Below are 14,534 nucleotides of genomic sequence, written 5' to 3' on the forward strand. Positions count from 1 at the left end.
CTTGAGAGGAATGCCAACCATGAGCGACTTTGAGACTGTTCAGGTCACCGACGTACCGAAGGGCGCGTTGATTCTCGACGTGCGCGAAGACTTCGAGTGGGAGGCCGGCCGCGCCGTCGGAGCCAAGCACATCGTGCTCGGCGAACTGCCTGCCCGAGTCGAAGAGCTGGACCCGGATGTTGACACCTACGTCATCTGCCGCACCGGCGGCCGCTCGGCGCAGGCCGCGGCTTGGTTGACCGGCCTGGGCTACACGGCGTTCAACATCGCCGGCGGTTCGGACGCATGGCTGGAGGCCAAGCTGCCGATGGACGCGGATAATGGCCAGGAACCCACCGTTCGATGAAATACGCCTATCTAGGCCCGGCCGGAACTTTCACCGAGGCGGCGCTACTGCAGGTGCCGGGGGCGCACGATTCCGAACGCATCCCGGCCAGCAGCGTTAATAGCGCACTGGCGATGGTCCGCGAAGGCAGCGCCGACGCCGCGATGGTACCGATCGAGAACTCGGTGGAGGGCGGCGTTTCGGCCACCCTGGACGCCATCGCCGCCGGGGAATCCCTGCAGATCATCGCCGAGGTGCTGGTGCCGATCAGCTTCGTGCTGGCGGTCCGCGATAATATCGGCGCGCTGGAGCAGATCCGCGAAATTTCCACGCATGGGCACGCCTGGGCGCAATGCAGATTGTGGGCCGAAGCGAATATTCCGGCCGCGGCATTCACCCCGGCTGCCTCCACGGCCGCCGGAGCGCTGGGACTGCTGGATCCCGAGCAGCACCATGACGCGGCGATCTGTTCACCACTGGTTGCCCAAGCGCGCGGCCTGAAGGTTTTGGTGCGCGGCGTGGAAGATAATGCCGGGGCGGTCACTCGATTCATCCTGGTCACCTCGCCGGGGGCGATCCCGGCGTCGACGGGTGTGGATAAGTCAACGCTGATTCTGCCGCTGGCAGAGGACCGGCCGGGCGCCTTGATGGGCATTTTGGAGCAATTCACCGCGCGCGGCGTCAACCTCTCGCGCATTGAATCCCGTCCCACCGGCGCGGGCCTGGGGCGCTATTTCTTCTCCGTCGACGTCGAGGGGCACATCGCCGAAGAGCGCGTCTCCGCGGCCCTTGCCGGGCTGCACCGGCTCTGCCCGGAGCTGCGCTTCTTGGGGTCCTACCCGGCGGCGCAGGGCACCCGCCCGTTCATCGACACGCACAATTCAGACGGCGCGTTCAGCGATGCCCGGGACTGGGTGCTCAAGCTGAAGTCCCGCCTCTAAGGGGTGCGAATGCGCAGCGAGGACGGGTTGACCGAGACCTGGAGCTCGTTGACCTGCCCGGTCGGATCCCCGTCGATCTGCGTGTTCATCGGTTCCGCGCAGCGCAACGAGATGTCGGTGCTCTGGTAGAAACTCATCACCGGGATCTTATTGCGCGAGCGGAATGCCGTCTTCAGCAGGATCCAGCCCCATCCGGCGGCCGAACGCGGCGAGAGCACAACCGCGTCGAGCAGACCGTCGTCGATCTTCGCATCCGGGACAAAGTCCACGCCCTGCAGCTTGCCGCAGTTGGCGAAGAGCACCGAGCGGACCTTGCGGGACTGCCAAGCGTCATCGCTGGAGAGCTTGATCGAGACCTTCTTGCGTCGCCCGGGCAGCTGACGCAGCCCGGCTTCGGAATAGGCAAGCCAGCCGACCTTCGATTTCAGCTCTTCGTTGGTGTCATCGAACAGGTCCGCGTCGGTACCCACCCCGGCAATCACCAAGAATGCGTGATCTGCGCTGGTGCCATCGAGCAGCTTCAGCTTCATATGGCCAACATCGATGCGCCGCACCATGCCACGCACGGAGATCAGTGCAGCGGTGTGCAGGTCATCGATCGGCACCTCAACGTTCCTGGCCAATAGGTTGCCGGTACCCAATGGCAGCAACCCCAGAGTCGCATCGGTGCCTTCAAGTACTTCTGCGACGGCGCGAATCGTGCCGTCGCCACCGGCGGCAATAATTGTGTCGCATCCGGCATCGAGCGCTTTTTGGGCAGCTTCCTGGCCGGCGTTCTCCGGTGTGGTCTCAAAAACCAGAGGCTCCTCGAGCCCAGCCTCGGCACATACCCGAGCTACCGCGTCACGAGCCTCATCCGCACCTGACTTGGACGGATTGATGACAAGCGCAACCTTCCTCGACTCGGATTGCTCCTTGGCCGAGGGCTGTTGACTCATTGGTTTTCCGTCCTGCGAAAGCTTGCGCACGGAATAGGCGGTCGCGGCCGCGAGCGCTGCTGCGGCACCGGCTACAGAAATAAAGATCACGCGGTTTGTCTGCATAGTGCTCTCATCGTACTCATGATTGCTACGCTTTAGATGTGATCGACCTGAAAATGCTCACCGATAATCCGGATATGTACCGCGCCTCGCAACGCGCGCGCGGTGCCGACGAAGCGCTGATCGACCAGCTGATTGAGGCTGACTCGGCGCGTCGCGAAACCATAGCCACCTACGAACGCCTGCGCGCAGAGCAGAATGCGTTCTCCAAGAAGGTTGGTGCCGCCAAGGGCGAGGAACGAACGGCCCTGCTTGCGGAGGTCAAGGAGCTTGCGGTGGCCGTCAAGGCTGCCCAGGCTTCTTCCGACGAAGCGGCCGCTACGTGCACCTCCTTGCAGCGCTCCATCCCAAACCTGATCATCGACGGCATCCCAGCCGGTGGTGAAGACGACTTCGCTTTGGTGAAGACCGTAGGCACCCCGCGTGACTTCGCCGCCGAAGGCTTCGAGCCGTTGGACCACCTGCAGATCGCCGAGAAGCTCGGCGCGATCGATATGGAACGCGGTGCGAAGGTCTCCGGGTCACGCTTCTATTTCCTGAAGGGCATCGGCGCGCGGCTGGAAATCGCGATGATGAACATGGCACTGGAGCTCGCGGTCGAACGCGGATTCATTCCAATGATCACCCCGACCTTGGTCCGTCCGGAAACCATGCAAGGAACCGGATTCGACGTCGAACACGACGATGAGATCTACAAGCTGGAACGTGACGACCTGTACCTGGTCGGCACCTCAGAGGTCGCGCTGGCCGGATACCATGCAAACGAGATCATGGACCTGTCCGACGGCCCGATCCGCTACGCCGGCTGGTCCACCTGCTACCGCCGCGAGGCTGGTTCCGCGGGCAAGGACACTCGTGGCATCATCCGCGTGCACCAGTTCAACAAGCTCGAAATGTTCATTTACGCCACGGTTGACCAAGCCGAGGCGGAACACGAAGGTCTGTTGGCGATGGAAGAAGAGATGCTCAAGCGCATGGAGCTTCCATACCGCGTCATCGACACCGCCGCCGGGGATCTAGGGATGAGTGCGGCGCGCAAGTTCGACTGCGAGGCCTGGGTGCCATCGCAAGAGACTTTCCGCGAGCTGACCTCGACCTCGAACTGCACGACCTTCCAGTCCCGTCGGCTGAATATCCGCGAACGCGAGATCGTCGACGGCAAGCCTGGCAAGACCCGCGCGGTAGCCACCCTGAACGGCACGCTCGCCACCACCCGTTGGATCGTCGCGATTCTGGAAAACCACCAGAACGCCGATGGCTCGGTCAACGTGCCGAAGGCGCTGCAACCCTACTTGGGTGGGCTTGAAGTCCTGAAGTAACCTGATCGACCGGCCCCGCAAAGGCCGGTCGATTTTCTTTTAATCCGCAGTTCACCAGCCGTTGTGCCGTGGATCATCGCAATATCCACACAGCGGTGGTTAACTAGAATTATGACTATTTTGACTAAGACCGGCATCGACGACCGGCTGGAGAACGAAAAATTGATGATCTGCCTTGACGTCGACGGGACGATCGTCAATCACCAAGGCTCGATGAGCTCCCGGGTCCGCGATGTGGCTCGTGCGGTGGTGACCGCCGGTCATGAGGTAGTGATCTCTACCGGACGTTCGCTCGGTGCGGCATTGCCAATTATGAGCGAACTAGGCATCGACCATGGCTTTGTCGTGGCCAGCAACGGTGGCGTGCTCGCCCGAGTTCAGGGGGAGAAAATAGAAGTTCTGCACCGCGAGGTATTTGACCCGTCGCTTGCGCTGGCGGCACTGATGCGCCAGTTGCCGAACGCGAAATATGCGGTGGAGAACGAATATGGTGAATTCTTGTCCAGCGACGTTTTCACCGACGCAAGTTTTGGCGCCGAATCCAAGGTTGTCGATTTCGAAGAACTGCTGCGCAGCAAGGCTGTCCGCGTGGTGGTCTTCTCCACCGATGCGACGGCCGAAGACTTTGGCCAGGCCGTACACGGTCTGGGTCTTTCCGGTGTCACCTATTCGGTGGGTTGGACCGCATGGTTGGATATCGCCGCCGAGGGCGTCACCAAGGCCAGCGGTCTGGAGCGCTTGCGCACCGAACTGAAGCTCGAATTGGCTCAGTCAATCGCTGTAGGCGATGGCCGCAACGACATTGAGATGCTCCAGTGGGCCGGGCTCGGGGTCGCGATGGGCCAAGCCCCCGACGAGGTCAAGGTCGTTGCTGACGAGGTAACCGCTTCGGTGGACGAGGACGGTTTGGCGATCGTTCTTGAAAGGCTTTTGAAGCGCTAGCTTGCGAGGCAGGGAAAGCCACGTGCCTAACTTTTGGCTGAGCGCGTGAAGAGAGCGGCGGCTATGGATCGGAGTTGCTGGATTCCTGATTTATCAGCCGGAGCTTGACGCCGCGCACCCATCTTGAATCGCATAGTAATTGCGGGAATGGTTTGTGCAGGTATCCGGTCGCCGGTGGAGCCGTCGATAGATACATCATCGACGAGCCGGGGTTCACTCGCATGGTGTGCGGACCTTTGATCGCTACGACTTCATGCCAACCGGGTTTTTCTTTGGCCTTATTGCAGGTCGAGCATCGCCCTGCCGCGTTGTCCCTATCCGTAGGGCCACCTAGATGATGCTGCAGTACGTGGTCCGTTTCTTCAACCGGCCCATCGCAGAATGGGGTGCGGCAGTGCCGGTCTCGAATCCTCACGAAGCGGCGAAGCTTTTCTGGGAAGGCACGGGCCTTTGAATCCATTGCGATCAATTCCCCGTTCCCTGGGGCGGTGTAGAGCCTCATTACGTCGGCAAGCGTTTCTAGGCGATCCAGATGCTCCTGCGCTTTGCCTGATTCCATTTCAGCGAAATTCTGCTCGTTGCCAATGGAGTTGCCGGCGATGAGTTCCCGCGCGTATTGAGGCGGAACGTATCCGTAGCCTTCCATATAAGCCGGTTCGCGTTCGCCGAGGAACAGGGTTCTATCGGTCATGATCAGTCCGACGTGCAGCTGCAATGGCAGTTTCTCCGGCCGGCCGGCCAGCAAGTAGGTGCAGAGCAGATCGGCTTTGATCTGATCCCTGGTACGTGGATCGCCTAGTTTCTTCAAGCGGAATGACTCCTGGCGCAGATGCATCTGCAATGCAGTGCCCGAGACGACTGGCAGGCTGCCGCTGATGCGCACGCAGTTCTTTCCTTTGGAGAAGCGGACATGGCGCTTTGCGTCCATTTGCTTCATTTTCCGGCACTGATCACCGGAGACATAGGCCAAGGTGAAGCGTTGCACGGTGTCGGTGATTTGTTTGGGGCCTTGGGACTCGAGCATGTCTGGGTTGTCACGGAAGGAGGCATCGAACTCGCTCCGGCGTTCGGCTTTGACTTCTTGCAGGGGCGTAAGAACCGCCAGAACTTGGGCTTCGGTGAGTTCTCCGCGGGAGAAGCGCTCTGCGAGGTAGGGCGTATCTTCGGCCAATATTCGGCAGTTGACCAGGTATCCGCGGTAGCCGTTGGGGGACTGTTTCCGGGCTAAGGCGATGGTGCTGGCGGCCCCCCGGGTAAGATCGGCGGAGCAGGTTCCCTGGAACTCATGCTGGCGCACGATTTCTTTTTCGAGTTGGTGCGAGAGGGCCGCTTGGTGATAGCGGTAGCTGGAGATCAGCTCTTCGAGTTCCTCAATGGCGTGGGCGCATTCTGCTTCGCTGCCGTGTTCTTCAATCCACGCCAGTTTGCTCTGCAGCTGACTCATCAGCGACTTGAAATCCTGATGCAGCGCCGGTGTTGGTGGGCGATGTCGTCGCGCCATTGCTTCGGGCATATATTAATTCTACAGCATTAGTTCGAAAATGTCTTCGAATCTAGTGGTGATAATGCTGATCTGAGAGCTCTAGCAGCCTTGCGATACCGCCGCGGGCGTCGATCTCATCGTGGTATCCGGAGCGCACGATGGCGGCGGAAACCGCCTGCGGGGTGATGTCCAGGACCTCGGCAATGGCCTTCTGCTGGCCGCGCACACCAGGGGTGAGCAGATCGACCACCGCCCATTCGGCCTCGGTGCGGGTGCGCACCGAGTGGCCGAGCAAGCGCAGCAGGCCCTCGAGTTCGAGATCGAGGTCTGGATCGCCGCAGGAAACGCTGATCGGCACGCGTTCCCCCCGGTGAGTGGCAGCCTCCAGGGCTCCCAGGGCGCGACGCTGGGCAATGCCTTCGACGAGGTCAGCCTGATCCGGGACCGGCTCGTAGAGCGTGCCGACCCCTAGCCCGATGTGGCAGAAATTCAACCGGGCGCAACGCATGATCGCGTCGATAGCCGAATGGGCGTCGTGCGGCACGCCCAGCAGCAGCTTCCCGCTGAGCGCCATGAACGGAGCATGGGTGTGCACCTGCTCCAGTTGGTCCCAGAGGAGTTCGGCGGCCGCCTGCACGTCGGTGACGGAGCGCGGCTTCGGGCTGAGCGCAAGGACAAACATGATTCAAGTATTGCCTGAGCCGGGGATTTTGTCGTGCAACCGGTGAATGTGACACATATCTTCCGGCCGAAGCCACGTGGGCATATATTGGGTCTTATCTGCTGAAAGGGAGCCCCATGGACATCGCACGCAAGGTATTGGCCGATCTCGACAAGGAACTTCAGTGGGTCCATGAGACCTATCGCGACCTGCATCGGCATCCGGAATTGAGCCTGGAGGAAACTCGCACCTCGGCGCTGGTGGCGGGCAAGCTGGAAGAGTTCGGCTACCAGGTCCAGCACTTGGGCGGAACCGGGGTGGTCGGAGTGCTGGACAACGGCCCCGGGCGCACGGTGGTGGCCCGCGCGGATATGGACGCGCTTCCGGTGCAGGAGGCCACGGGGCTGGACTACGCCTCGGAAAATGACGGAGTGATGCACGCCTGCGGGCACGATGTGCACGTAGCGGCCCTGCTGGGCGCTGCCAAGCTGCTGGCCGATCATCGCACCGAATGGTCCGGCACGTACATCGCGCTCTTCCAGCCGGCCGAGGAGACCGCGCAGGGCTCCGCGGCGATGGTTGCCGACGGGCTGGCGGACAAGATCCCGGCACCCGATGTGGCCTTCGCCCAGCATGTGATGGGGCTGCCCGCCGGGGAGCTGCAGACCATCGCCGGCCCGGTGCTTTCGGCCGGGGATTCGATCCGCATCACCGTGCACGGTACCGGTGCCCACGGTTCGATGCCGCAGCTGTCGGTTGACCCGGTGGTGCTGGCCGCCTCGATCGTGATGCGCCTGCAGTCGGTGGTCTCCCGCGAGGTGCAGCCCGGCGAATTCGCGGTGCTGACCATCGGCTCGGTGCAGGTGGGCGCGAAGTCCAATATCATCGCGGACAAGGCGACGCTGCTGCTGAACCTGCGCAGCTATGACAACGCGGTGCGCGAAACGCTGATCAAAGCGGTGGAGCGGATCGTGCGCGGGGAATGCGCCGCGGCAGGATCGCCTAAAGAACCTGAGTTCGAATACTACGACCAGTTCCCGCTGACCACGAACGACGCCGCGGTCACCGCGCGGGTGAGCGCCGCCTTCGAAGCGTACTTCGGGGCGGTGGGCAGTGCCGGCAGGCAGAGCGCTTCGGAGGATTTCAGCCGGATCCCCGACGCGTTCGGCGTGCCGTACACCTTCTGGCTGCTGGGCGGAATGGACCCGCAGGCCTGCAAGGAAGGCAAGACGGCGCCGAACCACTCGCCGCACTTCGCGCCGGTGATCGAGCCGACCCTGGCTCGCGGCGTGGAAGCCATGGCCGTCGCTGCGCTGAGCGAACTGGCATGAGCACGACCACCTGGAAGCCGAACGACAAGTGGCTGATCGGCATCGTGCTGGCGGTGATCAACTTCTGGCTCTTCGCCCAGACGCTGCTCAACGTCATTCCCGGCATCCAGGGGGAGCTGGGCATCGAGCGCACCATCGGCAATCTGGCGGTGTCGATCACCTCGCTGTTCTCCGGCATCTTCATTGTCGTCGCAGGCGGGCTGGCCGACCGGCTGGGCCGGGTGAAACTGATGTATGTGGGCATCTACCTGTCGATCCTCGGCTCGGTGCTGATTGCGTTGACTCCGGAGAACCTCGGTGGGCTGACCAGCGGGCTGCTGCTGGGCGGGCGCATCGTGCAGGGGCTGTCCGCCGCGTGCATCATGCCCTCGACGATGGCGCTGGTGAAAACCTACTACGCGGGCAAGGAGCGGCAGCGGGCGCTGTCCTACTGGTCCATCGGCTCCTGGGGCGGCTCGGGCTTCACCGCGCTGTTCGGCGGGCTGATGGCCACCTCAATCTTCGGCTGGCGTTCGATCTTCTGGATCTCCATCGTGCTCTCGATCCTCGCGCTCTTCCTGCTGCGTGGCACTCCGGAATCCAAGGCTGAAACCCAGGGCCCGGCCGCGCGGTTCGACTTCGGCGGGCTGATCGCGTTCATCATCGCGCTGGTCGCGGTGAACGTGTACATCTCCCAGGGCCCGGCGCTGGGCTGGTTGTCGCTGGCCGGCATCGGGCTGGTGGTCATCTCCGTGATCGCCGCCCTGGTGTTCTTCTCGATCGAGTCGCGCAAGGAGCACGCGTTCCTGGACCTGAAGCTCTTTGGCAACATGACCTTCACCGGCGCGACGCTGTCAAACTTCCTGCTCAACGGCGCGGCCGGCACGCTGATCGTGGCCTTGGGCCTGGTGCAGGTGGCCGCCGGACTCAGCTCCCTGCAATCCGGGCTGCTGACCCTGGGCTACCTGATCTCGGTCATCGCCACAATCCGCGTCGGCGAGAAACTGCTGCAGCGCTTCGGCCCGCGCCGCCCGATGATCTGGGGCAGCGCCATCGCGGGCCTGGGCATCTTGCTGACCTCGATGACCTTCGTGCTGGTCGAACAGTACATCGTGCTCGCGGTGATCGGCTTTACGCTCTTCGGCGTCGGGCTGGGCTTCTACGCTACCCCGTCCACCGACGCGGCGCTGTCCAGCGTGCCGGACAATCAGGCAGGAGCCGCGGCCGGCATCTACAAGATGGCCTCCTCGCTGGGCAATGCCATCGGCGTGGCGATCTCCGCCGCGCTGTATGTCGCCGCGCAGGCGGCAAACCCGGACATGATTCGTTCGTGGGGGCTGTTCATCGGCAACCAAGAGAATGTGGGTCTGCGCTTCGGCGGGACGGTGGGCGTGCTGTTCAACCTGCTGATGGTGGTGATCGCGATCATCTCGATCATGGTCACCGTGCCACGCGAAAAGCAAAAAACCGGCAACGAGGTTCCGTCGACCCCGTCGATCGGCGCCTAGGGGGCCAGCTTGATGATGGTGAAGCGGAAGAAGAACTGCGTGGACGGGCCGATGAGCAGCGCATAGGCCACCGTGCCAAGGCCCACCGGGCCGCCGAGCAGCCAGCCGACGCCCAGCACCAGCAGCTCGATGCTGGTGCGCACCAGCCGGATGCTCAACCCGGTGCGCAAATGCAATCCGGTCATCAGCCCGTCGCGCGGCCCGGCGCCGAAGTGGCTGCCGATGTACATCGCGCCACCCAGGCCGTTGATCGCGATCGCGCCGAGCAGCGTGAGGATCTGCCAGCCCACCCCGGAGACCTGCGGAAGGATGAGCAGAAAGAGGTCCAGCGCCACACCGATGACAAACACGTTTGCCACCGTGCCGAGCCCCGGCCACTGCTTCATCGGGATCCAGGTCAGCAGCATGAGAACGCCCACGATGATCACCACGGTGCCCAAGGACAGCGGGACGTGGTGGGTGATGCCCAGGTGGAAAACGTTCCACGGATCCACGCCCAGATCGGCGCGCACCATCAGCGCCATCGCCAACGCGAAAAGCAGCAGCCCGCCGAACAGGTTCGCCAGGCGCAGTGGGACGCGGCCGGCGGCAAACTGCTGGCGCGGGGAAAGGTTTGTCAAGCTCATAGGCTCAACGGTAGCCAGTGCCGGGCCTAGCGGCGAAAGCAGATGTCTAACAAGTACTTGCTGAGCGAGTCGACCAGATCCGTGATGCCCAACGCGCTGCGCTGCCCGGCCCTGCCATCGGTTTCCGCGCCTACTAGCGCCCTGGCGTTGCCGGGGCGCAGCGCGGGAACGTGGATAAACTGCGCCGGGATGCCCAAACCGTAGGCGTGGTAGGCGATATGGTTGCAGACAAATCTGCCGGCATCCTCACTGATCGACAGTTGACTAGGTACTTCCAATGTTGCTTCGCGGCGGAGTGCGCCATTGGAGGCGATGCGCTCGCCGGCCGGTTGGCAGCCGTCGTTATCGGCGATGCGCGCATTGTTCTCGTTGACCGCCCAGCGCTCCAGGTTGATCCCGGTGCGCCCGCCCGCCTCGCCGAGCAGCACCACTGCCTCCGGCCGGTGTGCGCTAAGTAACACGCTCAGGGCCGGGAATGCGCGGGAAAATGACACCGGCAGGATTCCCGTCACGATCTGGTGTTCGCCCAGCGTGGCGGGCAGCCGGCGCACGATTTCGGCGCTGGCGTTGTGGGTGTCGGTTCCAAAGGGCTCGAAGCCGGTGACCAGGATGCGCATGGGTCCATTATGTCCGACGGTGCTGATACCTCTTGGTGTATGAATGTTGTGCTGTTGGTGCTTGTACTAATCAATACCCTGCTTGCCGTCGGCGCGCTCTTGCTCATCGTGCGCCGTACCGGTTCCAGTGATCAGGAGCAGATTGCCGCGACGGTGCGCGCAACCCATGGCGAGCTGCGCCAGGACCTGGGCGCGCAGCGCGCGGAGCTGCGAGAGTCGCTGCATGAGGTACGCCGGGACAGCGAGCAGCGCCTGGAATCCATCCGCACCACCGTGGATGCGAAAATTACCGCGCTGAACGAATCGAACCAGCTCATGCACCGCCAGCTTCAAGGTGCGCTGCGCGAAGAACTCGAGCTATTGCGCGTGGGCAACGAGTCGAAGCTCGAGAAGATGCGCGAGACGGTCGACGAAAAACTGCAGGGCACCTTGGAGAAACGGCTCGGAGAATCCTTTGAACTTGTCAGCCAGCGGCTGGAGCAGGTGCAAAAGGGCTTGGGCGAGATGCAGAATCTGGCGGCAGACGTCGGCGGGCTCAAGCGCGTGCTGACAAATGTGAAAAGCCGCGGCACCTGGGGTGAGGTGCAGCTCTCGCGACAACTGGAAGATCTGCTCACCACGGAGCAGTATGCGCAGAACGTGGTGATCCGGCCCGAGAGCCGCGACAGCGTCGAGTTCGCGGTGATCATGCCTGGTCGAGACGAGAATCCGGTATATCTGCCGATTGACTCGAAGCTGCCGCAGGAAGACTACGAGCGGCTCTTGGACGCCCAGGAATCGGGCGACAAGGTGCAGATCGATGCGGCGAGCAAGGCCTTGGATAAGGCCATCATCATCCAGGCGAAGAAGATCGCCCAGAAGTACATCGAACCGCCGCACAGCACGGACTTCGCGATCATGTACCTGCCCACCGAGGGGCTCTTCGCCGAGGTGGTGCGTCGCCCGGGACTTGCCAGCCGTCTGCAAACCGAACACCGGGTGCTGGTCACCGGTCCGACGACGCTGATGAGCCTGCTCAATTCCCTGCAGATGGGCTTCCGGACCCTGGCCATCGAAAAGCGCAGCAGCGAGGTCTGGCAGGTGCTATCAGCGGCGAAGGCCGAGTTTGGCAAGTATGGGGACGTGTGGGACAAGCTGGAGAAGCAGTTGACCACCGCGCAGAACACCGTCAAGGAGGCCGGAACCCGAACTCGGGCGGTGGAACGCAGGTTGAAGGATGTGCAGAGCCTGCCCGAAGAGCCTGTTTTGGAGAAGGTTCTCGGGCTCTAGCGGTTCAGCCGGAGCTTGAATCCGACATGCGAGGCGCTGAAGCCCAGCCGCTGGTAGAACTGGTGGGCTTCGAGCCGAGAGGCGTCCGAGGTGAGCTGGATCAGCCCGGCAGCGCAGGCCGGCGCCGCCGCGTCGATTACCCAGCGCAGCATCGCCGAACCCAGGCCAGTCGAGCGGGAATCGGACCGTACGCGGACCGCCTCCACGTTCAATCTGATGGAACCGCCGCGGGAAATCCCGGGGATGGAAGTCAACTGCAGCATCGCGATGACCTCCCCGGCGCGTTCACCGAGCACCAGGTCGTTGCCGGGATCGGCCAGCAACCGTTCCAAGGCCTGCGCATAGCCCTCGGACTCGGCCGTTGCTTCGCGGGCGGCGCCAAGCACATCATCGGCCAAGAGCCGGCGCAATGCCGGAAGGTCCGCCGCTTCGGCGCGACGCAGCATTACCTCGGCATTCAGCGGCGTGGGCAGGTCGAGCGCAGCGAGCATGGGTTGCCTTTCGAAAAAACTAGGGGCGAGGACCAATCGGTCCCCGCCCCTAGAGCGTGGTTAAGCCTTGAAACGCTCGATGGAGCGAGCCAGCTCGGCCTCGGCAGCCTCGCGGCCTTCCCAGCCCTCGGCCTTAACCCACTTGCCCGGTTCCAGGTCCTTGTAGCGGGTGAAGAAGTGCTCGATCTCCTTGATCAGCCACTCATCCATGTCTTCGAGTTCCTTGATGTGGTCGAAGCGCTTGTCGGTTGGGACGCAAAGCAGCTTTGCATCTCCACCGCCATCATCGGTCATGTTGAAGACGCCGATGGGGCGCGATTCGACGATGACGCCAGGAATCAAATCGACACCCGGGATGAAAACCATGGCGTCCAATGGATCGCCATCTTCGCCCAGGGTCTCGTCGAAGTAGCCGTAGTGGGTTGGGTACTGCATGGAGGTGAAGAGCACGCGATCCAGGCGCAAGCGGTGGGTCTCGTGGTCGATTTCGTACTTGACGCGTGATCCGGTTGGGATCTCGATGGTCACGTCGTGGCTCATAAAAAGCACACTCCTAAACTAGTCTTAGGGATATCCGCTAATAAGCGTATCGCCCCTCGGGGCATAAGTAGCTAAACCCGCGAGAGGAACATGCTCACATGAACACTGCCGTAAGACGCGTACTGACGCTGGCGGTGGCTCTGTTGGCAGTGGTGGGCATGGCTGCGGCGATGTTTAATTCGCCGCGCAGCTTCACCGGAGAACCGCAGGCGCATTACATTCGCGCCAGCGAAACCGTTGCGGAAGCCGATCCGGTCACCGTTAGGGATCTGAATCCCGAAGCTCCCATGCCGGATAATTCGGTGCTTGCCGCGCAAATGGATGCGATCCTGAGCACCAAGGGGGATAAGACCTCCTTCAACGCCCAGGTGGTCGACGTGGCCAGCGGCAAGGTGCTCTACGACAAGAATGCGCAGACTCCTGGAACCCCTGCATCGAGTTTGAAGGTGGCCACCGCAGTGGCCGCGCTGGATACCTTCGGCGGGGAGCACCAGCTGTCCACCAGCGTGTGGCTGGACGGCGACACCCTGGTACTGCGCGGCGGCGGAGATGTGCTGCTGGGCGACGGCGAGTCCGACCCCGTGCACCCAAAGGGCTATGCAGGCCTGGCAACTCTCGCGGCACAGACCGCGAAGGCGCTGGAGGATCGCGGCGTCGGCGAGGTGAAGCTCTGGCTCGACGATTCGCTCTTCGGCGATGCGCAGGTGAACCCGGCCTGGGACAAGTCGTTGTTCACCTCGAACAACATCGGCGAGCTATATCCGATCGCGCACTACGCCGGCCGCGCCTCCGAAAGCACCCGCTCGGCCTATCAGCCAGATGCCGCCCAGCAGGTGCGCAAGGTCTTCGCCGCCGAGCTGGGCAAACAGGTGCAGGTCAGCGAGGGCGGCCGGGGTGCCTACGCCGGCGGGGAGCAGCTCACGCAGGTGCTCTCGGCCCCGTTGCGCGTGCAGGTCAAACACATGCTGCTGGTCTCGGATAACTATCTGACCGAAACCTTGGGCCGCCTGGTTGCGGTGAACAAGGGCCTTGACCCGAAGCAGGCGGGGCTGGCCGTGCAGCAGGTTGCCGAAGCATATGGCGCAACCGGCATATCTTTGGTGGATACCAGCGGGCTGGCGGCAACCAATCAAGTTTCGCCGGCGGCGTTGACCACGTTGCTCCGTGCCGCGGCCACCAGCGGAAAACCCGAATTGCGCGAGCTGGTCTACTCGCTGCCCGTCGCCGGCTACAACGGGACCCTGATGAACCGGCTCAATGCGGCCGCTACGCTGGGGCTGGTGCGGGCGAAAACCGGCTCCCTGAGCGGGGTGGCCACGCTGACCGGAATGACGCTGACCGCTGATGGCCGGCTGATCGCCTTCAGCATCTTCGCAGCACAGCCCGACGGGGCGCTGGCACCACATAAACCAACCATCGACCAGGCAGTCACCGCCCTGCGCGGCTGTGGGTGCCGGTAGGA

General features: G+C 62.8%; 15 protein-coding genes. 8 read left to right on the forward strand and 7 right to left on the reverse strand.

Translation table 11 applies throughout. The features are described 5' to 3' along the window. Window positions 1–19 precede the first annotated feature (19 nt). Window positions 20–346 carry a rhodanese-like domain-containing protein gene (locus LG294_RS00355; RefSeq protein ID WP_404288429.1) on the forward strand — a complete coding sequence of 109 codons (327 nt, stop codon included), beginning with the start codon at window positions 20–22 and terminating at the stop codon, window positions 344–346. Continuing rightward, entirely contained in the window at window positions 343–1,266 is a 924-nt protein-coding gene (gene pheA, locus LG294_RS00360) for a prephenate dehydratase (protein ID WP_404288432.1), read from the forward strand. Before LG294_RS00355 ends, pheA begins: the two co-directional genes overlap by 4 nt. Here the strand turns inward: pheA and LG294_RS00365 are convergent. Further along, window positions 1,263–2,309 carry a diacylglycerol/lipid kinase family protein gene (locus tag LG294_RS00365; RefSeq protein ID WP_404288435.1) on the reverse strand — a complete coding sequence of 349 codons (1,047 nt, stop codon included), beginning with the start codon at window positions 2,307–2,309 and terminating at the stop codon, window positions 1,263–1,265. The genes pheA and LG294_RS00365 overlap by 4 nt on opposite strands. A gap of 38 nt (window positions 2,310–2,347) precedes the next feature. On the opposite strand from LG294_RS00365, the gene serS reads away from it, so the two are divergent. Continuing rightward, entirely contained in the window at window positions 2,348–3,625 is a 1,278-nt protein-coding gene (serS, locus tag LG294_RS00370) for a serine--tRNA ligase (protein WP_404288436.1), read from the forward strand. A gap of 111 nt (window positions 3,626–3,736) precedes the next feature. Beyond that, a complete protein-coding gene (locus LG294_RS00375) occupies window positions 3,737–4,567 on the forward strand; it encodes an HAD family hydrolase (RefSeq protein WP_404288439.1) in 831 nt (276 codons plus the stop codon). 61 nt (window positions 4,568–4,628) lie between these two features. Here the strand turns inward: LG294_RS00375 and LG294_RS00380 are convergent, their stop codons facing one another. Together LG294_RS00380 and LG294_RS00385 are read right to left on the reverse strand one after the other, a co-directional pair. Then, entirely contained in the window at window positions 4,629–6,080 is a 1,452-nt protein-coding gene (locus LG294_RS00380) for an HNH endonuclease (protein ID WP_404288441.1), read from the reverse strand. Between the two features lie 40 nt (window positions 6,081–6,120). Further along, the gene (locus tag LG294_RS00385; RefSeq protein ID WP_404288443.1) at window positions 6,121–6,624 is read right to left on the reverse strand and encodes a hypothetical protein; all 504 of its coding nucleotides are present in this window, start codon (window positions 6,622–6,624) and stop codon (window positions 6,121–6,123) included. A 224-nt stretch (window positions 6,625–6,848) separates the two neighbouring features. Here LG294_RS00385 and LG294_RS00390 point away from each other — a divergent pair, with 224 nt between their 5' ends. Together LG294_RS00390 and LG294_RS00395 are read left to right on the forward strand one after the other, a co-directional pair. Then, window positions 6,849–8,042 carry an amidohydrolase gene (locus LG294_RS00390; protein WP_404288445.1) on the forward strand — a complete coding sequence of 398 codons (1,194 nt, stop codon included), beginning with the start codon at window positions 6,849–6,851 and terminating at the stop codon, window positions 8,040–8,042. Then, entirely contained in the window at window positions 8,039–9,529 is a 1,491-nt protein-coding gene (locus LG294_RS00395) for an MFS transporter (protein WP_404288447.1), read from the forward strand. Before LG294_RS00390 ends, LG294_RS00395 begins: the two co-directional genes overlap by 4 nt. Here LG294_RS00395 and LG294_RS00400 read toward each other — a convergent pair. Both LG294_RS00400 and LG294_RS00405 read right to left on the reverse strand, forming a co-directional pair. Further along, entirely contained in the window at window positions 9,526–10,155 is a 630-nt protein-coding gene (locus tag LG294_RS00400; protein WP_404288449.1) for a YitT family protein, read from the reverse strand. The genes LG294_RS00395 and LG294_RS00400 overlap by 4 nt on opposite strands. A gap of 26 nt (window positions 10,156–10,181) precedes the next feature. Further along, the gene (locus LG294_RS00405) at window positions 10,182–10,772 is read right to left on the reverse strand and encodes a pyroglutamyl-peptidase I (RefSeq protein WP_404288451.1); all 591 of its coding nucleotides are present in this window, start codon (window positions 10,770–10,772) and stop codon (window positions 10,182–10,184) included. Between the two features lie 39 nt (window positions 10,773–10,811). Here LG294_RS00405 and LG294_RS00410 point away from each other — a divergent pair, with 39 nt between their 5' ends. Then, window positions 10,812–12,041, forward strand: coding sequence for a DNA recombination protein RmuC (locus tag LG294_RS00410; protein WP_404288453.1), 1,230 nt, complete (start codon window positions 10,812–10,814; stop codon window positions 12,039–12,041). Here the strand turns inward: LG294_RS00410 and LG294_RS00415 are convergent. Both LG294_RS00415 and LG294_RS00420 read right to left on the reverse strand, forming a co-directional pair. Next, the gene (locus LG294_RS00415) at window positions 12,038–12,532 is read right to left on the reverse strand and encodes a GNAT family N-acetyltransferase (RefSeq protein WP_404288455.1); all 495 of its coding nucleotides are present in this window, start codon (window positions 12,530–12,532) and stop codon (window positions 12,038–12,040) included. The two genes, LG294_RS00410 and LG294_RS00415, sit on opposite strands and share 4 nt — an antisense overlap. Window positions 12,533–12,592: 60 nt before the next feature. Beyond that, on the reverse strand, window positions 12,593–13,072 hold the full coding sequence (locus LG294_RS00420) for an inorganic diphosphatase (protein WP_404288457.1): 480 nt from the start codon (window positions 13,070–13,072) through the stop codon (window positions 12,593–12,595). A gap of 98 nt (window positions 13,073–13,170) precedes the next feature. Here LG294_RS00420 and LG294_RS00425 point away from each other — a divergent pair, with 98 nt between their 5' ends. Continuing rightward, window positions 13,171–14,532 (forward strand): D-alanyl-D-alanine carboxypeptidase/D-alanyl-D-alanine-endopeptidase, encoded by a 1,362-nt coding sequence (locus LG294_RS00425; RefSeq protein ID WP_404288459.1) that lies wholly within the window; start codon window positions 13,171–13,173, stop codon window positions 14,530–14,532. The last annotated feature ends 2 nt before the right edge of the window (window positions 14,533–14,534 follow it).

The sequence above is a fragment of the Glutamicibacter arilaitensis genome (genome assembly GCF_044793945.1).
In the GTDB taxonomy this organism is placed as follows: domain Bacteria; phylum Actinomycetota; class Actinomycetes; order Actinomycetales; family Micrococcaceae; genus Glutamicibacter; species Glutamicibacter arilaitensis_B.